Source organism: Neobacillus sp. BP17, assembly GCF_059579525.1.
This window is the reverse complement of record NZ_CM184198.1, coordinates 4,874,644-4,894,461: the sequence shown is the minus strand read 5'-3', so window position 1 is coordinate 4,894,461 and position 19,818 is coordinate 4,874,644. Positions and strand designations below refer to the sequence as shown.

The following is a 19,818-nucleotide window of genomic DNA, read 5'->3' as shown; positions in this document are numbered from 1 at the left end:
TAATTATTAAGGAGAGATTTTACATGCCATTTATTGCAGACGTATACGCTCGCGAAGTATTAGATTCCCGCGGTAACCCTACTGTTGAAGTTGAAGTATTTACAGAATCAGGTGCCTTTGGCCGCGCTATGGTTCCAAGTGGTGCTTCTACTGGTGAATATGAAGCAGTGGAACTACGTGATGGAGATAAAGAACGTTACCTTGGAAAAGGTGTTATTAAAGCGGTAGACAACGTAAACGAAATTATCGCTCCACATCTTGTTGGCGAAGAATTCAGCGTTTTAGATCAAGTATCTATTGACCAAGCTTTAATCGAACTTGATGGAACAGATAACAAAGGTAAATTAGGCGCAAACGCCATTCTAGGTGTATCAATGGCAGTTGCTCATGCAGCAGCAAATTACTTAGATATTCCTTTATACCAATACCTTGGCGGATTCAACTCTAAGCAACTTCCAGTTCCAATGATGAACATCGTGAATGGCGGGGAGCATGCGGATAACAACGTGGATATTCAAGAATTCATGATTATGCCTGTTGGCGCTCCAAACTTCAAAGAAGCACTTCGTATGGGCGCAGAAATTTTCCATACATTAAAATCTGTTCTTAAAGGCAAAGGCCTTAACACTGCAGTTGGGGACGAAGGCGGTTTTGCTCCTAACTTAGGATCAAACGAAGAAGCTCTTCAAACCATTGTTGAAGCAATCGAAAAAGCTGGTTACAAGCCAGGTGAAGAAGTAATGCTTGCGATGGATGCTGCATCTTCTGAGTTCTACAACAAAGAAGACGGTAAATACCACCTTGCTGGCGAAGGAGTTGTGAAGACATCTGCAGAAATGGTTGACTGGTACGAAGAACTTTCTTCTAAATACCCAATCGTGTCAATCGAAGACGGTTTAGATGAAAATGACTGGGAAGGCCACAAGCTTTTAACAGAACGCCTTGGCAAAAAAGTTCAATTAGTTGGTGATGATTTATTCGTTACTAATACTCGCAAACTTGCTGAAGGTATTGAAAAAGGAATTGGTAACTCCATCCTTATCAAAGTGAACCAAATTGGTACACTTACTGAAACATTTGATGCGATTGAAATGGCAAAACGCGCTGGTTACACAGCGGTTATCTCTCACCGCTCAGGTGAAACAGAAGACAACACGATTGCTGATATCGCTGTTGCAACTAACGCTGGTCAAATCAAAACTGGTGCACCATCTCGTACCGACCGTGTTGCAAAATACAACCAATTGCTTCGCATTGAAGATCAATTAGGTGAAACAGCTCAATACCTTGGCAAGAAAACATTCTACAACTTAAGCAAATAATTTGATAATATAAGAAGGAGCACATTTTTGGATGTGCTCTTTGTGCGACGGGCAGTCGCGTAGAGTGTTGACTCAGTCGACACTCTTCTTTTTCATTATCTGAAAGAGACGTCATCTCGGTGAAACGACTTGGTGAGGATAATGAATAGGAATCCCAGATGGTGAAAATCCATACCCAAGGAGACTGACCTAGCTTGGGAAGCTTAATCTAGGGCAACACCGTGAGGTGTTGTCTGAAGGAGATGCGGAAAGTCGAGAGACCCGTAAGCGAATAGGTAGACCCTAATGCAATAAGTGTGAAGCACGGCGGCGAGATAAGTTGGCGACTTTTCGAAGAGTAAGGAAGCCCACTCAGGAGACATTTTCCTCAGAAGTCAGAACGAGAAAATGTAACTTATAGCGTGATGGTGCAGGGTATGCTTAGAAGGGAAATGCGATGACCCCGTGAGGACTCCACCTTACCGAACAGGCAGGGTTCTAGTCTATAAGGGTAATCCGAAGTGACAAAGAACAGGTGGAGTAGTCAGACATTCTCATAGTACGGGAGTAACTTGATGACCAGAACATCGAGTGAACGGAAGGGGAATAACCTATGGCTCCAAGCCATGAACAAGATGTAATGCCAACAATCATGTTACTGCGGTAAAACCGTTTGAATGTACATCAAGGAAAGGCGTGGAATATGCAATGAATCAAGAGTGGAAAATGAAATTACATAGTGTATATGGACAACTCTTATTTGACCGTAAATTAACCGAAAGTTTTCTTAAAGTAAAAGAAAACAAAGGTGTAGGTGGGATTGACGGAGAAACCATTGAAAGTTATGAAGCTAAATTAGATGAGAACATTCAAATCCTCCTTAACAAATTAAGGGCAAAATCGTATCAACCTCAACCAGTAAAAAGAGTATACATTCCCAAGAAGAATGGTAAGAGGCGTCCTCTTGGAATCCCTACGATAGAAGACCGTATTGTGCAACAGAGTGTGGTAAACGTATTACAACCAAAATTCGAAGATATGCTCTTTCACAATTGGTCAGTGGGTTACCGTCCAAATCGTGGAGTCAAACGAGCGTTACAATTAATTTTATGGAACATAGAATCTGGTTATAATCATATTTACGATTGTGATATTAAAGGATTCTTTGATAACATACCTCATAATAATCTCCTTCTAGTATTAAGGAAATATGTATCGGACCGTACGGTCCTTAATATGATTGAGAAATGGCTCAAAGCTGGGCATATGGAAGAGGGGAAAACCATTCATTCTGATTACGGGACACCTCAAGGTGGTGTCATTTCACCTCTCCTTGCCAATGTCTATCTAAACGAAATGGATTGGGAATGGGATTTAAACGGGATACGATTTGTCCGTTATGCAGATGATTTTCTACTATTTGCTAAAACAAAAGAGGATATTAAGAAGGCTGCCGTAATAACCAAGGATAAGTTAAAAGAACTCGGACTAGAAATTTCTAAAGAAAAGACAAAAATAGTAGATTTTAAGAAAGACGATTTCGATTTTCTTGGCTTTACATTTCACCATTGGAGAGAAGGAAAGAAAGACAAAAAGCCTGTCTTTCATGTAACACCAAAGGAAGAATCCATTAAAGACTTTCGTCTTAAGATAAAGGAAAAGACACGCAAAACACTTACATTGAGTAAGGAAGAGTGGATTGAACGTGTTAACCCTATAATCAGGGGGAAAGTCAATTACTACCTAACTGTAGTTGATGCAGTAAAAGGAAATATAAAATTAGGGATTTCAAACCATTGTATTACAAGGTGGGTTCGAAGAACCCTTTCTTCTCTAGATGGTTACATAAGAAAAAGACTAAGGGTGGCTTTTATTCATAATCATCCCTCGCAAAGAAAAGAGAGGAAGATGCGTAGTCTTTGGAGTAAAGCCTTCTTTCTCAAAATTAATCTGATTCCCACATATTGGCTCTATTTAAATAAAGCATATGGGTACACAAAGGAACAGTATTTAAACGAAATGACTAGTAAAGCAAAAAGGGACCTTCAAAACAGCATCAAACGTTCAAAAGCAAAAGGTGAGGAATATTATTCTCCTCACCGACTTCAAAAGATGCAAAATGCCTGGAACGCATCCTCTTGATAAACATTGTAACATTTGGTAAGCCGTATGCCTTAATAGGGCACGTACGGTTTGATAAGGGGGAAGCCTTGAGAAAGGTTTCCCTACTTTATTTTTATTTAGGGCGTGAATGTCACAACAAGGACTATTGTCTAAAGCGACAAAATATGATAAATTTAATATACTGTGAATTGTGCGACTAACAGGAGGTGGCCTTTATGCATACATTTTTAGTAATCTTATTAGTGATCGTAAGTATTGGACTTATTGGTGTTGTTTTACTTCAATCTGGTAAAAGTGCTGGATTATCAGGTGCCATTTCTGGTGGTGCAGAATCTTTATTTGGTAAGCAGAAAGCACGCGGACTTGATTTGATTCTCCATCGTATTACGGTTGTCTTAGCAATCTTGTTTATCTTGCTTGCTATGGCAGTGACTTACTTTAAAATTTAAATCATTCACACACAAACCTGGTCCGAGTGGTCAGGTTTTTTGTTTGTTGAAAAAATTATTATCAGAAGCGTAAGCCATATTTCTGGAATGTTCACCATTGCTTTGTTAAAACTAAACTAAAGTGAAATGAAATTAAGGGAGTTTTTATATCATGAAAGTAACTATACCGAAGCCATTTACATTTGAAGGAGGAAAAAGGGCTGTTCTTCTTTTACATGGCTTTACCGGAAACTCAGCGGATGTCCGGATGCTGGGCCGTTTTTTAGAGAAAAAAGGTTATACCTGTCATGCCCCGCACTACAAAGGCCACGGGGTACCGCCTGAAGAGCTTGTTCATACGGGTCCTGAAGATTGGTGGCAAGATGTTATCAATGGCTATGAATTTTTGAAAAATAAAGGTCACTCCGAAATTGCTGTGGCAGGATTATCACTAGGTGGCGTATTTTCGTTGAAATTGGGATACACTGTACCTATAAAAGCAATTATACCAATGTGTGCACCGATGCATATAAAAAGCGAAGAGGTCATGTACGAGGGAATTCTTGAATATGCTCGTGAATTTAAAAATCGTGAAGGAAAATCAAACGAGCAAATCGAAATGGAAATGAACGAGTTTAAGAAAACACCAATGAAAACATTAAAGGCCTTACAGGCATTGATCGCAGATGTGCGTGAAAATGTGGATATGATATATGCACCCACATTTGTTGTGCAGGCACGTCATGACAAGATGATTAACACGGAAAGTGCGAACATTATTTACAACGAAATCGAATCAGTCGTAAAGGAATTAAAATGGTATGAAGAATCCGGTCATGTCATCACACTCGACAAAGAGCGTGAGCAATTACATGAGGATGTGTATAGCTTTTTAGAAAAGCTGGACTGGCACGATTAACTCGGAAACTACAAAGGAGGATTAGTTTGGAAGATAATATACAAAAGCATATAGACAAGGTATTACAATACATGAAGGATGAAGCGTACAAGCCATTAACCGTTCAAGAGCTGGAAACTGCCTTTGGTATCCAAGACTCTAGTGATTTTAAGGAATTTGTAAAAGCATTGGTTCAAATGGAAGAAAAGGGCCTAGTGGTGAGAACGCGCAGTAACCGCTATGGACTTCCGGAGAAAATGAACTTAATTCGCGGCAAGCTGATTGGTCATGCAAAGGGGTTTGCCTTTGTTGCGCCAGATGAACCGGGAATGGATGATATTTTCATTCCGCCAAATGAAACAAACACCGCGATGCACGGGGATATAGTCTTAGCCCGTGTCTCCTCTGAAAGTACGGGGCAGCGCCGGGAAGGAAGTATTATTCGGATCATTGAACGCGCCGTACAGCAAATTGTCGGAACCTATGTGGAAAGCAAAAGCTTTGGCTTTGTCATTCCAGATGATAAGAAGTTTGCTAGTGATATCTTTATCCCAAAGGCAGCCTCCAAAGGTGCAGTCGAAGGGCATAAAGTGGTTGTTAAGCTAATCACCTATCCAGAAGGACGGAAGAGCGCTGAGGGCGAAGTGATTACCGTTCTCGGCCACAAAAACGATCCGGGCGTGGACATCCTTTCAGTCATACATAAGCACGGGTTACCAATGTCCTTTCCGGATGAAGTGTTAAGACAAGCAAACGAGGTGCCTGACACCATCGATGAAAGTGAATTGGCCAATCGCCGCGACCTAAGGAACGAAACAATTGTGACGATTGACGGGGCGGACGCCAAGGACCTTGATGATGCGGTAACTGTTACAAAGCTTGAAAACGGCAATTATAAGCTCGGTGTTCATATTGCGGACGTCAGCTATTATGTAAAAGAAGGCACTCCGATCGATCTAGAAGCGGAAGAACGGGCAACTAGTGTGTACTTAGTGGACCGCGTAATCCCGATGATACCGCATCGTTTATCAAATGGAATCTGCTCGTTAAATCCAAAAGTGGACCGGCTCGTTCTATCCTGTGAAATGGAGATTACCTCAGAGGGCGCCGTTGTTTCTCATGAAATTTTCCAATCTGTGATTAAAACAACCGAGCGGATGACCTATCATGATGTGAATCTCATTTTGGCTGAAAATGATGAAGAAACCCGTGCCAGGTATGAACCACTCGTGCCTATGTTTGAAATGATGGAAGAGTTGGCTGCCATCCTACGAAATAAGCGGATGAAGCGTGGCGCGATCGACTTTGATTTTAAAGAATCAAAGGTACTTGTGGATGAGGAAAGCAAGCCAATCGATGTCGTTCTTCGCGAACGGTCTGTAGCCGAAAGATTAATCGAAGAGTTTATGCTTGCAGCGAACGAAACGGTGGCTGAGCACTTTCACTGGATGGAAGTTCCCTTTATCTACCGTATTCACGAAGATCCAAAAGAAGATAAGCTGCGGAGATTTTTTGAGTTCATCACGAACTTCGGCTATATTGTAAAAGGTACTGCCAATGATGTGCACCCAAGAGCCCTTCAAGAAATTATTGAAGAAGTTCAAGGGAAACCGGAGGAAATGGTAATTTCAACTGTCATGCTGCGGTCAATGCAACAAGCAAAATACGATCCGGAGAGCCTTGGTCATTTCGGATTATCGACCGAGTTCTATACTCATTTCACTTCACCGATCCGCCGCTATCCGGATACAATCGTTCATCGCTTAATTCGTACCTATTTAATTGAAGGAAAGCTGGATTCAACCACACAGGAGAAATGGAATGTACGCTTGCCAGAGATCGCTGATCATTCTTCAAAAATGGAGCGCCGCGCAGTTGATGCTGAGCGGGAAACCGATGAATTGAAGAAAGCGGAGTATATGGAGGACAAAATTGGCGTTGAATATGATGGGATTATTAGCTCTGTAACGAATTTCGGAATGTTTGTCGAGCTGCCAAATACGATTGAAGGCCTCGTTCATGTCAGCTATATGACCGATGATTATTATCGTTTTGACGAGCGTCATTTTGCGATGATTGGCGAGCGGACAGGAAACGTCTTCCGAATTGGTGACGAGATTACCGTCCGGGTGGTTAAGGTAAATAAAGATGAACGCTCCATCGATTTTGAAATTGTCGGCATGAAAGGAACACGCCGGGAACGTGTTGACACGCCAAGGGTTTTCAGTACGGGCAGCGAATCCAAGAAACCACGGAGAAATAAACAGCAGAGCGGCGGACGTGGTCAAGGCGGCAGCGCTAAGTCTGAAGGCGGCAACGGCCAAGGCAATAAAGCAAAGAAAAAACGTAAATTTTATGATAATGTGCCAAAAAATAAAAGTAATAAGCGGAAAAACAAATAAGTATTACGTTTTAACTTTTTGTTTATATTCGAAGAAGAAAAACACACGTTTCTCGTGTGTTTTTCTTTTATTTGCTTCCTAATTTTTTAATGTAATTTTACTGATGATTCTTTTTCGAATGAAATCCACACATAATAAGGATAATGGTAAAAAAAGGCCGATTGTCAGCATAAGTGGAACCCAAACATGCATACCTGTATCTGACTCAGAGTAGGTGACATTTGGGAATATGATCAAAGAAAGGACAACTAAAATCATGCCTAAAGGTAATGTCAGTGGTCTGTAATCTTTTAAATTTAAAATTTGGGCAAATCCAACGACAGACCCAAAAAAATAAATAGTCATTTTGAAATAAAGTGAAACGAACCATAGTACGGCAAGCATTGCTTCTAATCGTTGAACAAATCCCCCTACATTTATTTTCCTAGCTAGTGCATAACTTGGATACAAAAGCCTTACAGAATTGTCCACCCCAAGAACTAAAATACTAAAAAGAGTAATGAATAATAGAAAAATCCCTCCAATTAAATTCCCGAGAAAAAAAGCCTTAAAGGACCGTTTAGGTTGATTAATAAAAGCAGGAAAAACCATTAGCAGACAGATTAGCGATAGGGAGGAAAATTCTAAATACGTTAAAGTAGCTGATAGGATGGGTTTTATCCCAGTCTCTAGTACAGGCTGAATATTCTGAACTTCAACTTTTGGTGAAAGGAAAAGGAAAAAAATAGTAAAAATCATAATAAACCACGGAAATATTATTTCTCCAGCACGTGCTATTGTTTCTATGCCCAGACGTACCCCTTGAATGACAATTAATATGAAGAGAATATGAATCACCTCAATAGGGGTCTCCGGTATAAATTGTGCGGTCAGAAACTCTCCTAAAAAAAATAGCAGTGTAGCTGCAGAAAGGAACAAGCTGCAACTGATAAAGAGAGAAACGATTTTGCCTAACCATTTTCCTAACAGTCTTTCATTCATTTCGACTAGCGTCATATTGGGAAAACGAGCTCCAAGGGTGTGATACAACCACATAATCAATAATCCAATTATGATGCCAAGAATAACGGAAATCCACGCATCTTGTCTTGCATAAGAAATTAATCTTTCCGGTGCATTTAAGATTGTACTTCCGATTGTTACTAGTATGACTAATATTGTAAATTGAGCAACCGATATTTTACCGTCCTTCTGCATTTTTTTTTATCCTTTTCATTTATTTAATCTGGTTAAAAAAAATAGATAATTGTCAGTTTATATTTTCTTCATAAAATGGAAATATTATTCTCTGATAGAAATCGTAGATAATGATATTGGGGAATTATCCAATAAACGTTTCCATTATAGAATGTTTAAATAAATGGAGAGGGTCGAAATCCATGTCACAGAGAATAAAAATTTTTTTTTTATTGATTGCAATTTTATTACTCACTACAGGCTGTTGGAATCGACGAGAATTAAATGAACTTGCTATAACTCTGGCCATGGGGATCGATCGCAGTACAGATGGACAATATCTTGTAACTGCCCAAGTAGTGAATCCAGGGGAAATTACTGATAAAGCAAGAGGAAATGCACCGGTAATCATCTTTCAGGCTAAGGGAAAAACCCTACTAGAGGCATTTCGAAAAATGACCAAAGAAGCTCCAAGGAGAATTTATCCTTCACATCTCCGAATCCTGGTGATTGGAGAGGAATTAGCAAAAGAAGGGATCGGAAAACCATTAGATCTCCTTTCAAGAGATTGGGAAATGCGATCAGATTTTTACATTGCTGTAGCAAAGGGACGGATGGCAGAAGATGTACTAAAGGTGCAAACATCTTTAGTCAGAATACCGGCCAATAAAATGTTTAATACTCTTGAAGTCTCAGCAAAAGCATGGTCCGCAACTAGATATGTGACGTTAGATGAACTAATTGCAAATATGGTAAGTGAAGGGAAACAGGCGGTGTTAACTGGTATCCATATAAAGTTAGAAGGCGAAAATGGAACTTCCGCCAGCAACCAAAATGTAGAAACAATCAATCCGCCTGCTAGGTTGTTTTTTCAAGAATTAGCGGTTTTTGATGGGGATAAATTAATAGGTTGGTTAAATGAAGTTCAAAGTAAAACGTATACGATTGTTACCAATCTTGAACAAGGTTCTGTTGGGGCTGTTCCATGTCCGAATGGCGGGAAATTCGTTTTTCAAATAACGGATTCAGAATCGAAAGTGAAGGGGAAAATACGAAATGGAAAACCTGAAATTGATGTAAATGTGCGTGTGGATGGCAAAGTAGCTGAAGTACAATGCGGTATTGACTTGAAAAAATCAAAATCGATTCGTCAGTTAGAGAAAATCTACGAAACTGGAACGAAAAAAATGATTCAAACGGCCATAAAACAAGTTCAAGAAAAAAATAAAGTTGACATTTTTGGATTTGGAGAAGCGATTCATAGGGCGGATCCCAATGCATGGGAAAAACTAAAAATAGATTGGGATAAAAAATTCGAGGACTTGAAGGTAAATATTAAAATAGATGGAAAAATCCGTGGTATCGGAACAAGTGGAAATTCATTTGTCAAAGACATAAAGTAATTTTGTTTGATCATACAGCAGTATCCGAATTCTTGCGGTACTGAGAGGGGGGCAGTTGATGAGTTTATTTAAGAAACCGAAAATTAAAAACAGCTTGGACCTGTTCAAGTTAGAGAAAGATGATCAAGGTACAAAGAAAGAAAATAACTATTTAAAACATAGTCTTGAAGAAAACAAAAACTATGTACAAAAAATACTCGGAAATAGCAACGACATCGTGTTTAGGGAAATACAGATTGGGAAAGAGGAATCTGTTAAAGCAGGCATTTTCTATACGGATGGATTAGCAGATACGGATGCCATTCAACATTTTGTTCTAGAACCGATAATGTTAGAAATCGATTTCGAAACTGATTTATCCCCTTCTCCAACAATGAATTTATTAAAAGTATTAAAGGAACAAATTCTCACAGTTGGTTCAATAAGAGATGTTACGGAGTACAGCTCTCTTTTCAATTCATTATTATCAGGGGATCTTATTCTTTTATTAGACGGACACTCTCAAGGATTCATCATCAGTGTGCGTGGCTGGAAAGAACGGAGTGTAACTGAGGCCACCTCTGAAACGGTCGTTCGGGGACCAAAGGAAGGCTTCACGGAGTGCATCCGAACGAATACGGCATTAATTCGCCGAAAGATAAAATCACCGAATCTATGGATGGCTACAAAGAACATTGGGGAAATGACCAAAACAGATGTCGCAATTATGTATATCAATGGAATTGCAAATGAAAAGGTGGTCCAGGAAGTTCACGAGCGTCTAGACCGGATTGACATTGATGGCATATTGGAAAGTGGTTATATTGAGGAATTAATTCAAGATAAAACCTACAGTCCGTTTCCAACTATCTATTATTCAGAACGGCCTGATGTGATTTCTGCTGACCTCCTAGAAGGAAAAGTCGCCATAATAGTGGATGGGTCACCGAATGTGTTGATTGTTCCAGCACTGTTCGTTTCTTTTTTACAAGTGGCAGAAGACTATTATCAGCGTGCCGATATAAGTACTCTTATTCGAATGCTTCGCTTTTTTAGTATTATGATCGCACTTTTGGCACCATCTTTATATATAGCTATTACTACATATCATCAGGAAATGATACCCACCGAACTGTTGATTAATCTTGCTGCCCAACGCGAGGGTGTACCCTTCCCAGCATTTATTGAGGCTCTAATGATGGAGGTAGCATTTGAAATTTTACGGGAAGCTGGTTTACGAATGCCAAGGGCTATAGGCTCAGCAATTTCTATAGTAGGCACATTAGTCATTGGTACTGCAGCAGTTGAGGCTGGAATCGTTTCGGCTGCCATGGTCATTGTTGTGGCAATCACAGCGATTTCCAGCTTTATACTTCCTTCCGTCGCCATGTCCATGTCACTGCGAGTCCTTCGGTTCCCCATGATGGGGCTTGCTGCTTCATTCGGTTTAGTCGGTATACTTGTCGGATTAATATCACTTATCCTTCATATGTGCAGCCTGCGTTCCTTTGGGATTCCATATATGAGTCCTCTGGGTCCATTAATCCCTCAAGACTTAAAGGATACAATTATCCGTGTACCTTGGTGGGGGATGTTTTCACGGCCACGTCTTATCAGTCAAAAAAACATAAGCCGAGAACATAATTCGGCACCAAAACCCCCTCAAGATAAAATCTAGTGCCTTTAATTAACTAAAATGGAGTAAGGAGTTGACGACTAGTGGCTGTTGCAGGCATCTTAGTTATTTCCGCTGTAATTATTGCGATTGATGTACCTCATTTGTTGAGAAAAAAATTAAAAAAAGAGCTATGGATTTTTTCTATTCTCCTGCTATTTGGAACCGTGCTAAGTATTGCACAAGCTCTGGGTATGAGGTTGCCTAATCCACTAGATTGGTTAACAGTCCTTTTTAAACCATTTGCCAGCATGATAGAGAATTTATTAAAGTGACCGATTTGCGCGTGATCTTTTTAGAATACTTTTGGCTAATATCATTGAGATATCACTAAGTTTAATTGTTATGGAATTTGATTTCTGCTACAATTAATGCCATAAGTAGAGGTGAATCTTATGCCAAAAGGTGAAGGAAAAGTCGTTGCGCAAAACAAAAAGGCTTACCATGATTATTTTATCGAAGAAACCTATGAAGCGGGAATTGTCCTGCAGGGGACCGAGATTAAGTCAATTCGTGGGGGAAAAGTGAATCTTAAGGATGCCTATGCACGGATTCAAAATGGGGAAGCCATACTTTTCGGGATGCATGTCAGTCCGTATGAACAAGGGAACATTTTCAATCATGACCCATTACGAACCCGAAAGCTATTACTCCATAAGCGTGAAATTAATAAACTAATCGGTGAAACAAAAGAAGCAGGTTATGCGCTTGTTCCATTAAAGCTTTACTTAAAAAATGGTTTTTGCAAAGTGTTAATTGGGCTTGCGAAAGGGAAGAAGAATTACGATAAGCGGGAATCCTTGAAGCAAAAAGAGGCCAAGCGTGAAATTGAACGAGCTTTCCGCGATCGTCAGAAGATGTAATCGGAGTGAACTGGAAATTATTTTACAGTTACTTACAATTGAAAAATGCGGACAGTATGTTATAATAAGTTTGTCGCTAAGTTAGCGATGAGATACTTTGCTCAAGGACAATTGTCTGAGCATCCTAACGTCTACAGCTTTAATCTTTAATTAGATTGCAGCTCCTTTTATTATGGGGACGCTACGGATTCGACAGGGGTAGTTTGAGCTTAGGTCGCGAGTCGAGGGGATCGGCCTCGTTAAAACGTCAAAGCCATAACTGGCAAAACTAACAACAACCTCGCTTTCGCAGCTTAATACTGCATAGCGGTTCCTCCCTCCATTGCCCATGTGGTAGGGTAAGGGACTCACTCTAAGTGGGCTACGCCGGATTCCACCGCCTGAGGATGAAGGAAGAGAACAACCAGGCTAGCTGACCGGACGCCGGTCGATAGGCATATGGCCTCAGCGAAACACCAATATATCGACTACACTCGTAGAAGCTTAAGTGGCGATATCTTTGGACGTGGGTTCGATTCCCACCGTCTCCACTACATAGTGGAAAGAAAAGATCAGCAGAGATGCTGGTCTTTTCTTATATTTGGACAAAAAGCTATCCTTCCTCTTTTTACAGGAAAGGATAGCTTTTTGTCTTAATCGGTCTTTATTCTAATGATTCATGTTATTCATATTCATATTCATATTGTTCATCTGCGGCATTCCCTGCGCAGGGGCGAAGGCATTTAGCAGTTGATTCATATCCTGTTGGGCCAACTGTGGAACCTGATAATAGTGATGTTTATTTTGATAAATCGAGATTTCATAGGCCATTTCAATGCAATTCGGAACCGAGTCTGCTAGCACCCGACGAACAACCGGGTTGGTCACTTCTAAGGCAGCCATTGTCTTCATCGATGCACCTGATTTTACACAGCCAAGCATCATGCTGGAAACGCATGCATCCGTAAGCTCTGAAACGGATTGCGCAGGCTTTTTCGGCTGGGATGGTTTTAACCCATAAACAAAATCATTTCCTTGATTCATTTTATAGCTCTGTGTTGGTTTAGAAGGATTCTGCCCAGATTTGAAACATTCGACCGTAATGTTATATTCATCCTGCATAAATTGATATTGGCGATCCAGAATATCGAGTAATTCTGGGTCTTTTACATGTGGACGTAATAACATGTATTGATCCAATGCCCCAATTGCTCCTGATAACACTTCATGGACATCAAACACTTCATGACCGCCGTGATTTAATTGTTGAGGAACATTTCCTGTATGCATATTTTGGTGCATAATCCCCTGTTGATTTTGCATATTTTGAATTCCCTCCTAAAGGTAGTGGCATAACCATATTTATTATGTTTCAAGAAAGATGAGTTATGCTCGTAAATACTGTCAAAACGGTGAGTGAATTGTTACAATTCATAAATTAATTCCGAATAATTAGGTATTAAAAGCTCTTGTTCGCGTCAATAATGACAGTAGTTACGGAACTAGGGGTGCTTACAATGAAAGAGGAATTAAAGATTTTTTATCATATTTTTACAACTACCAAAGATGCGATTGAAAAATTTATGAATATGCTCGACCCGGTTATTCAGAATGCCACCGATGACCACGAACGGCTTTATTATCATCATATTTTTGAAGAAGAGGAGCAGAGGCTTTCTCGTTTAGTTGAGCTCATTCCACTTATTAGTAAGTTTGAAAATGAAAAAGATGAGAAGGATCTTGCGCCGACCAATAATGAGTTTAATCGGCTTCTTCAAGAGCTGAATCTTGAAAAGTTCGGATTACATAATTTTGTGGAGCACCTGGATTTAGCGCTATTTCGCTTTACTGACGAAGAACGAAGCACCATGCTGAACCAATTACGGGAGGTATCCTATCAGGATTATCAGCAAGTCAAAGCGATGTTGATCGACATCAATAAAAGGTTTGATAATGACTACGTCGACCCGCATGCCCATCATGATCACGACCATGATCACTTAGACCGGTCAGGTAACACATCTACAGCAAGCCCAGTTGTGTCCCCACCTAAATATAAAAAGGGGTTTACGGTGGGGAGCTTAATTTAGGTGTTTTTTACATAAGAATTTATACGAATATTGGTGTTTGGCGAAATAAATGGTGAATTTGGCGAAATCCCTTTTAAGTTTGGCGAAATCATTTCCAGACTTCGCGAAATCCAAGCTGAAAGCGGCGGAATAACCATCCAACTTGGCGAAATCATCCGACTCCACTTACCAAACCCTATTCGAAAAAATAACCACTTGAACAAGAGAGGAAAAACAAATGAGTAAATTGCACTTATATCCGGATTCACCGTTAAATGAAGTAGAGTTCAGCCAATTAGATCAAACTGTCATTGAATCAGCACGCAGACAGTTAGTCGGCCGGCGCTTTATTGAACTATATGGTCCGCTTGGACGAGGCATACAGAGTATCCCAAATGATATCTTTTTTGAAAATATGGAAGCAAAAATGGATTTTCAAGGCTCCTTCGAGACGATTGTCGAATCCAGCAAACGAGTAAATCACACGATTCCTTTACTTTATAAGGATTTCGTCCTCTATTGGCGTGATATCGAACAGACGAAGACACTCGATATTCCGATTGATTTTTCATCAGCTGCCAATGCTGCCCGAGATGTAGCTAATCTGGAGGATCAGATGATTTTTCATGGGGCAAGAGAGTTTGATATCCCGGGATTAATGAATGTCCAAGGCAGGCTGACGCACTTAATTGGGGAATGGTATGAATCCGGAGCAGCTTTTCATGATATAGTCGATGCTAGAAATAAACTGCTCGAAATGAATCATCACGGTCCGTTTGCGCTTGTCCTATCACCGGAACTCTACTCCCTAATCCATCGAGTCCATAAAGACACCAATGTGTTAGAAATTGAACATATCCGAGAGCTAGTGACTGATGGGGTGTTCCAATCACCCGTTTTAAAAGGGAGAACAGGTGTCATCCTTAACACTGGACGAAACAACTTAGACCTTGCCGTTTCCGAGGATTTTGATACAGCCTACTTGGGTGTGGAAGGGATGAACCACCCGTTCCGTGTATATGAAACAGCGGTATTAAGGATTAAGCGGCCTGGGGCTATTTGCACACTAGAAGCAATCGAGGATTAATCAAGTGAATCATCGAGTTTTTACAGTAGGCTCGCTCATTCCTGGAAAAATTGTGCCTGTTATGAACCCTCCTACTCGGACTCATGTTGAAAAAGGAGAAACTACGAGACAATCCGGTGAAAGCAAAACGAATCTAGAAAAAATAATCGTGGTTCAAGGGTCAAATAAATTTGAAATTGCCCCGGAAAAGGGAAAATTACTTGATGCCGCTCTTAAACAGGGCAAGGCCATCAAATATAAATGCCAAAAAGGAACCTGCGGACAATGTACGGTACAAGTCCTTCAAGGTCCAGGTCTATCGAAACCAAATGAACAAGAACATAAAAAACTTGGCCCTGAGGTAAACAACGGCTATCGATTAGCCTGCCAAGCGGTCATTCTATAGACAAAAAAACGAGGTCCACTGTCGAAGTGGGACCTCGTTTTTATTAAGCATATAATTGCACTAATTTATCTTCAACTGGGAATGGAAGTGAGATATTGTGGTTTTTTAATTCTTTCACACTAATGTCACGCACAAGTTTCAACGCTTCTTTTTTGAAAGACGTAGTGACAAAACCGTTATTCACTTCACATAGCTTCTGTAAATACTTCAATGTATCATGCAGTAAATACTGTTTAATATAAGTATTATTCAGCTGGCAAATTAATTTGTGCTGCAAGCCTTTGATCACAGCAATTTGATCAACATGTGTAATCACATTCGCACCATCTTGGTCAATAAAACCAACAGATACATAATGACCTTTTGAGAGATCAACATTCGTAAACACGGGGTTTAGATAGGTTTCACCCGATGATAACCGAATCGAATCAGCTTCAGCCGCACCGCCGATTTTCCGTTGATTAGAAATAACCGTGTGAATATCCTTCAACCCATATAGCATGTTAAACATGTTGAATCCCCCTCCAATTTAATCTCTGTACCTTAATATTAAAGATAATGAGAATCATTGTCAATGGGTGTCAGGCACCAAAATGTGGAAGGTGTTTGAAACATAACAACGAACTCTAGTTTACAAATATAAGAATATTATCTTGTAAATGAAATTGTAATATTTTCATAGTTTGGTAACACTTTGGTCAAAACATCGTCTATAATGGAGGTAGTAAATAAAAAACATCGAAGAGGGATTGATCAATGGGGAATCTGAGAAGCAATTGGTCGAAGGGAACGATAATTACCGTCGTTGTTGTTACTTTTTTATTTGCGGGGATCTTCGTTAGTAATTATTTTCAAGCAAAAGCAGCAAGCAAAGAATCTAATAATCTTCAAAAAAATAAGGATACTAATCTGCCTGTGAAAAAAAGTGTAAGCCCAGAAACAATTGTACGAAATACAAAGGACTTAAAGTCGGAAAAAGAGCGAATGAAAAAACAACAAGAAGAAGCATTACATAAGAGAAACGAGCAAGAACGTGAGATTAGTAAGGTGCCCAATAATCATACTCCTGATACGGAGGCACAACCCACCACAAAAGATAAAACTTCTTCTCAACCACCGTCAAAGAAATCTAATGCAGCTCCAGATAAAGCAAACATTACACAACTAAGAAACAGTGGAAAGAAAATAGTTTATTTAACCTTTGATGATGGTCCTGCACCCTTTTCCGGACAAATCATCAAACAACTCGAGAAGTATCAATTTAAAGCTACATTCTTTATGATTGATGGGAATATTAAGAGATATCCTGAATCAGTCAAATTAATGGTTGAATCAGGCGAAACGATTGGACTACATAGTGTCTCTCACAGTCAAAAGGAATTTTATAAATCTAAAGAAACCGTGCTGAGTGAACTAAACCAAAACCGTCACACCTTAAAGAAGGTATCAGGTGTCAATTCTTATATCATGAGAACTCCTTATGGCAGTGCCCCAAAGATGACAGACGAGTATAAAATGGCTGTGAAGGAAAAGGGGTATATAATGTGGGATTGGAATATTGATAGTAAGGATTGGTATTATAAGGATAAACGGTATGTAAATAGTGTTATTGATCAAATTGAACAGATGAAACATCATAATGGACCGCTTGTCATCCTTTTACATGAGCGAAAGGAAACACTTGCCCATTTGCCAAAGCTTCTAGAATATTTAAAAGAACATGGGTATGAGGGAAAACCCATTGAAAAATCAACTGAGCCAGTCCAATTTTAAAACAGACAATATATCTGTAGATTTGGTATAATCAATTTATTGTAATAAAATTCTAATGTAAATATAGCGAATATAATGGGGATCGATAATAGCCTATGATCAATAAATTACTTCAGAGTACAGGGTTCAAGAGAATATCTATTTTTGTCTTAATTGCCATCTTAATTTATGCCATGAAGTCAATGATCAACTTAATCTTGCTTACGTTCATTTTTACCTTTTTGATGGATCGGTTAGTGTATTTCATAGAAGGAAAAATACCGATTAACCGAAAGTTGATTGTTGTTATATCGTATGCAAGTATTGTTGGTTTGCTTTCTTATGGTTTGGTCATGTACCTGCCAATGATTGCAGGTGAAATCACTGCATTAATCAAGCAGTTGACTGCTTTTTATACAGCAAAGCACGATAATTTGGTTCTGAATTATATTGTCAGTCGAATGGAAGAAATTAAAATCTCAAGTTACTTAGAGCAAGGCGTTACCTTTGTATTTAAGTACTTTACGGATATTAGTAAAATTGGTTTACAAATTTTATTAGCTCTGTTAATGAGTTTGTTCTTCTTATTAGAAAAACCGCGTTTGATTGAATTTACGAAGAAATTTAGAACTAGTAAAGTTGCATCTATTTACACTGAAGTGGAATTTTTTGCACGAAAGTTTGTGGGTACATTTGGTAAAGTAATTGAAGCCCAACTGATCATAGCTGTTGTGAATTGTATTTTAACCACCATCTCCTTATGGATATTGGATTTCCCACAGCTTGGCGGACTATCTATCATGATTTTTGTTTTGGGTCTGATCCCAGTTGCAGGTGTCATAATTTCATTGATTCCACTTACAATCATTGCCTATAGCATCGGCGGTATGGCCACTGTTCTTTACGTGGGCATTGCGATAATGATTATTCATGGCATCGAAGCCTATATTTTAAATCCAAATTTAATGAGTTCAAAAACAAATCTACCGGTTTTCTATACATTCCTTGTATTGATTTTCTCCGAGCACTTTTTTGGTGTGTGGGGCTTGATCGTTGGGATTCCTGTCTTTGTTTTCCTATTGGATGTGTTAGAAGTAACTGAGAGTAAGAAGGTTAAATAAAAAAGCCCATGGTATGGGCTTTTTTTGTCTATACTAGAGGTATGAAGGATAAGGGGGAAATCACATGAGCGAATGTAAACTTAACCATAGCCAGGAAGAAGTAAAAAGTAAGTATGAATCACAAGCGTCCTTTCTTCCGGAAGAGATGAAGCCATTATTTAATCAATTCTTTGAAAAAGAACATACACAGGACCTCTTAAATGAGGTATTTCATTTGCTTAAAAAGTACGATTTAGCTACAAAGGAAGAACAAGAAACCAGAGACAACCGCTTATTTTTGGTACTGAGGAATCTGTAATTATTGAGGGCCCTATTGAATAATAGGGCCCTGATTATTTAACAAATACATGTTTTTCTTTTGATGCCAATTTTATTACGGTCTACGATTTTTTTTATATAGTCAGTGGCAACAGGGACTTTACAAGCGGTCTGACCGACATTCACATGAACCTTACCGATTTTTTCAGCCACCGTGACTGCCTCGTCATACAATGCAGTCACATAGGCACCTGTACTTATGACAAATCCATTCATGACATAGCGGACCCGGTTTTTTTCTTCATGAATGGTGCTTTCAATTTGCTGGAGGAGGCTGCGAATTTCCTCCATGTCGAGAATTTCATCTGGGGTAATGGATAAATAATTGGCATATGTATTCCACCCGCAGACTGCTATCATTTCTTCATCGGATTTCATCCATTCTCTTGCTAGTTCGAGGGCATAGGGACTTTCAGCGGCAACCCCCGCTACCGTATATTCAGCAAGCATATACGAATTTGCTTGCTTAACCCAATCTTGGAGTGTTTCTTTTTCCATCAGCTTTGGATTCACAGAAAGTCCTGCTAAATACATGGCATCAAAGTTACTCGTGTTGTATAAATCCAGGGCTAACTGTTGATCTTTTTTTACAAACTTAACGAGCTTTTTTAAATCACCTATCTTTACCCCAAAAAGGGTGCCCTCCTGTGCACCGTGATTGATAAATGTTTTTTTGGTTTGTTCTGTCCCCAGTTCAGCAAGTTTCCACATGATTTCATCTAAGGTCATTTCTCATCCTCCAAAGGGTTGTTTCTCTTATTTTATCATCAGTTTGGAACAATTTCCCTTCCTTGTTGTAAAAAGTTAGTTATAATGAAATAGGTTATTTTTGAAAATATTAAGAAAATCAAACTTTAT

19 protein-coding genes and 1 other RNA gene are annotated in these 19,818 nt (G+C 39.3%); 16 read left to right on the top strand and 4 right to left on the bottom strand.

Features of this window, described 5'->3' with window-relative positions; all coding sequences use genetic code 11:
• Nucleotides 1-23 precede the first annotated feature (23 nt).
• The 5 genes from eno (at nucleotide 24) to rnr (ending at nucleotide 7,153) form a co-directional block, all read left to right on the top strand.
• Nucleotides 24-1,322: a phosphopyruvate hydratase gene (gene eno / locus AC4QJR_RS23970; RefSeq protein WP_098572331.1), complete on the top strand. Its 1,299-nt coding sequence runs from the start codon at nucleotides 24-26 to the stop codon at nucleotides 1,320-1,322.
• Between the two features lie 687 nt (nucleotides 1,323-2,009).
• Nucleotides 2,010-3,443 (top strand): group II intron reverse transcriptase/maturase, encoded by a 1,434-nt coding sequence (ltrA, locus tag AC4QJR_RS23965; RefSeq protein ID WP_496523769.1) that lies wholly within the window; start codon nucleotides 2,010-2,012, stop codon nucleotides 3,441-3,443.
• A 197-nt stretch (nucleotides 3,444-3,640) separates the two neighbouring features.
• On the top strand, nucleotides 3,641-3,874 hold the full coding sequence (gene secG, locus AC4QJR_RS23960; protein ID WP_098572332.1) for a preprotein translocase subunit SecG: 234 nt from the start codon (nucleotides 3,641-3,643) through the stop codon (nucleotides 3,872-3,874).
• A 151-nt stretch (nucleotides 3,875-4,025) separates the two neighbouring features.
• Nucleotides 4,026-4,772 carry an alpha/beta hydrolase gene (locus AC4QJR_RS23955; RefSeq protein WP_098572333.1) on the top strand — a complete coding sequence of 249 codons (747 nt, stop codon included), beginning with the start codon at nucleotides 4,026-4,028 and terminating at the stop codon, nucleotides 4,770-4,772.
• Nucleotides 4,773-4,798: 26 nt separating this feature from the next.
• Complete coding sequence (gene rnr, locus AC4QJR_RS23950) at nucleotides 4,799-7,153, top strand: ribonuclease R (protein ID WP_496524410.1); 2,355 nt, start codon at nucleotides 4,799-4,801, stop codon at nucleotides 7,151-7,153.
• A 78-nt stretch (nucleotides 7,154-7,231) separates the two neighbouring features.
• Here rnr and AC4QJR_RS23945 read toward each other — a convergent pair whose 3' ends face one another.
• Nucleotides 7,232-8,350: a GerAB/ArcD/ProY family transporter gene (locus tag AC4QJR_RS23945; RefSeq protein WP_496524409.1), complete on the bottom strand. Its 1,119-nt coding sequence runs from the start codon at nucleotides 8,348-8,350 to the stop codon at nucleotides 7,232-7,234.
• Between the two features lie 182 nt (nucleotides 8,351-8,532).
• Here AC4QJR_RS23945 and AC4QJR_RS23940 point away from each other — a divergent pair, with 182 nt between their 5' ends.
• From AC4QJR_RS23940 to ssrA, 5 genes are all read left to right on the top strand, one after another.
• Nucleotides 8,533-9,732, top strand: a complete 1,200-nt coding sequence (locus AC4QJR_RS23940) for a Ger(x)C family spore germination protein (protein WP_496524408.1) — start codon at nucleotides 8,533-8,535, stop codon at nucleotides 9,730-9,732.
• A gap of 58 nt (nucleotides 9,733-9,790) precedes the next feature.
• Entirely contained in the window at nucleotides 9,791-11,389 is a 1,599-nt protein-coding gene (locus tag AC4QJR_RS23935; RefSeq protein ID WP_496524407.1) for a spore germination protein, read from the top strand.
• Between the two features lie 41 nt (nucleotides 11,390-11,430).
• Complete coding sequence (locus tag AC4QJR_RS23930; RefSeq protein WP_496524406.1) at nucleotides 11,431-11,661, top strand: hypothetical protein; 231 nt, start codon at nucleotides 11,431-11,433, stop codon at nucleotides 11,659-11,661.
• A gap of 120 nt (nucleotides 11,662-11,781) precedes the next feature.
• Complete coding sequence (gene smpB, locus AC4QJR_RS23925) at nucleotides 11,782-12,249, top strand: SsrA-binding protein SmpB (RefSeq protein WP_026567812.1); 468 nt, start codon at nucleotides 11,782-11,784, stop codon at nucleotides 12,247-12,249.
• A gap of 174 nt (nucleotides 12,250-12,423) precedes the next feature.
• Nucleotides 12,424-12,782, top strand: a transfer-messenger RNA (tmRNA) gene (gene ssrA / locus AC4QJR_RS23920).
• Nucleotides 12,783-12,897: 115 nt separating this feature from the next.
• Here the strand turns inward: ssrA and AC4QJR_RS23915 are convergent.
• Nucleotides 12,898-13,551 carry a spore coat protein gene (locus AC4QJR_RS23915; RefSeq protein ID WP_496524405.1) on the bottom strand — a complete coding sequence of 218 codons (654 nt, stop codon included), beginning with the start codon at nucleotides 13,549-13,551 and terminating at the stop codon, nucleotides 12,898-12,900.
• Between the two features lie 194 nt (nucleotides 13,552-13,745).
• Between AC4QJR_RS23915 and AC4QJR_RS23910 the strand changes: the two genes are divergently transcribed.
• The 3 genes from AC4QJR_RS23910 (at nucleotide 13,746) to AC4QJR_RS23900 (ending at nucleotide 15,769) form a co-directional block, all read left to right on the top strand.
• Nucleotides 13,746-14,318, top strand: coding sequence for an IMEF encapsulin system ferritin-like cargo protein (locus AC4QJR_RS23910; RefSeq protein WP_496524404.1), 573 nt, complete (start codon nucleotides 13,746-13,748; stop codon nucleotides 14,316-14,318).
• A gap of 217 nt (nucleotides 14,319-14,535) precedes the next feature.
• Nucleotides 14,536-15,384 (top strand): family 1 encapsulin nanocompartment shell protein, encoded by an 849-nt coding sequence (locus AC4QJR_RS23905; RefSeq protein ID WP_098572340.1) that lies wholly within the window; start codon nucleotides 14,536-14,538, stop codon nucleotides 15,382-15,384.
• 4 nt (nucleotides 15,385-15,388) lie between these two features.
• Nucleotides 15,389-15,769, top strand: a complete 381-nt coding sequence (locus AC4QJR_RS23900; RefSeq protein ID WP_496524403.1) for a 2Fe-2S iron-sulfur cluster-binding protein — start codon at nucleotides 15,389-15,391, stop codon at nucleotides 15,767-15,769.
• A 43-nt stretch (nucleotides 15,770-15,812) separates the two neighbouring features.
• On the opposite strand, the gene AC4QJR_RS23895 is transcribed toward AC4QJR_RS23900, so the two are convergent.
• Entirely contained in the window at nucleotides 15,813-16,280 is a 468-nt protein-coding gene (locus tag AC4QJR_RS23895) for a hypothetical protein (protein WP_026567818.1), read from the bottom strand.
• Nucleotides 16,281-16,525: 245 nt separating this feature from the next.
• Here AC4QJR_RS23895 and AC4QJR_RS23890 point away from each other — a divergent pair, with 245 nt between their 5' ends.
• The 3 genes from AC4QJR_RS23890 to AC4QJR_RS23880 all read left to right on the top strand — a co-directional run bounded on the left by AC4QJR_RS23890 (nucleotide 16,526) and on the right by AC4QJR_RS23880 (nucleotide 18,940).
• The gene (locus tag AC4QJR_RS23890; protein WP_496524402.1) at nucleotides 16,526-17,542 is read left to right on the top strand and encodes a polysaccharide deacetylase family protein; all 1,017 of its coding nucleotides are present in this window, start codon (nucleotides 16,526-16,528) and stop codon (nucleotides 17,540-17,542) included.
• A gap of 95 nt (nucleotides 17,543-17,637) precedes the next feature.
• A complete protein-coding gene (locus tag AC4QJR_RS23885; RefSeq protein ID WP_098572342.1) occupies nucleotides 17,638-18,642 on the top strand; it encodes an AI-2E family transporter in 1,005 nt (334 codons plus the stop codon).
• Nucleotides 18,643-18,706: 64 nt separating this feature from the next.
• On the top strand, nucleotides 18,707-18,940 hold the full coding sequence (locus AC4QJR_RS23880) for a hypothetical protein (protein ID WP_496524401.1): 234 nt from the start codon (nucleotides 18,707-18,709) through the stop codon (nucleotides 18,938-18,940).
• Between the two features lie 38 nt (nucleotides 18,941-18,978).
• Here the strand turns inward: AC4QJR_RS23880 and AC4QJR_RS23875 are convergent, their stop codons facing one another.
• Entirely contained in the window at nucleotides 18,979-19,689 is a 711-nt protein-coding gene (locus tag AC4QJR_RS23875) for a DNA alkylation repair protein (protein ID WP_496524400.1), read from the bottom strand.
• Nucleotides 19,690-19,818 lie beyond the last annotated feature (129 nt).

What these genes read in the sequence shown, in the direction of transcription:
- eno (WP_098572331.1), top strand. Translation starts at nt 24, where the DNA reads ATGCCATTTATTGCAGACGTATACGCTCGCGAAGTATTAGATTCCCGC.
- ltrA (WP_496523769.1), top strand. Translation starts at nt 2,010, where the DNA reads ATGAATCAAGAGTGGAAAATGAAATTACATAGTGTATATGGACAACTC.
- secG (WP_098572332.1), top strand. Translation starts at nt 3,641, where the DNA reads ATGCATACATTTTTAGTAATCTTATTAGTGATCGTAAGTATTGGACTT.
- AC4QJR_RS23955 (WP_098572333.1), top strand. Translation starts at nt 4,026, where the DNA reads ATGAAAGTAACTATACCGAAGCCATTTACATTTGAAGGAGGAAAAAGG.
- AC4QJR_RS23945 (WP_496524409.1), bottom strand. Translation starts at nt 8,350, where the DNA reads ATGCAGAAGGACGGTAAAATATCGGTTGCTCAATTTACAATATTAGTC.
- AC4QJR_RS23940 (WP_496524408.1), top strand. Translation starts at nt 8,533, where the DNA reads ATGTCACAGAGAATAAAAATTTTTTTTTTATTGATTGCAATTTTATTA.
- AC4QJR_RS23935 (WP_496524407.1), top strand. Translation starts at nt 9,791, where the DNA reads ATGAGTTTATTTAAGAAACCGAAAATTAAAAACAGCTTGGACCTGTTC.
- smpB (WP_026567812.1), top strand. Translation starts at nt 11,782, where the DNA reads ATGCCAAAAGGTGAAGGAAAAGTCGTTGCGCAAAACAAAAAGGCTTAC.
- AC4QJR_RS23915 (WP_496524405.1), bottom strand. Translation starts at nt 13,551, where the DNA reads ATGCAAAATCAACAGGGGATTATGCACCAAAATATGCATACAGGAAAT.
- AC4QJR_RS23910 (WP_496524404.1), top strand. Translation starts at nt 13,746, where the DNA reads ATGAAAGAGGAATTAAAGATTTTTTATCATATTTTTACAACTACCAAA.
- AC4QJR_RS23905 (WP_098572340.1), top strand. Translation starts at nt 14,536, where the DNA reads ATGAGTAAATTGCACTTATATCCGGATTCACCGTTAAATGAAGTAGAG.
- AC4QJR_RS23895 (WP_026567818.1), bottom strand. Translation starts at nt 16,280, where the DNA reads ATGTTTAACATGCTATATGGGTTGAAGGATATTCACACGGTTATTTCT.
- AC4QJR_RS23890 (WP_496524402.1), top strand. Translation starts at nt 16,526, where the DNA reads ATGGGGAATCTGAGAAGCAATTGGTCGAAGGGAACGATAATTACCGTC.
- AC4QJR_RS23885 (WP_098572342.1), top strand. Translation starts at nt 17,638, where the DNA reads ATGATCAATAAATTACTTCAGAGTACAGGGTTCAAGAGAATATCTATT.
- AC4QJR_RS23880 (WP_496524401.1), top strand. Translation starts at nt 18,707, where the DNA reads ATGAGCGAATGTAAACTTAACCATAGCCAGGAAGAAGTAAAAAGTAAG.
- AC4QJR_RS23875 (WP_496524400.1), bottom strand. Translation starts at nt 19,689, where the DNA reads ATGACCTTAGATGAAATCATGTGGAAACTTGCTGAACTGGGGACAGAA.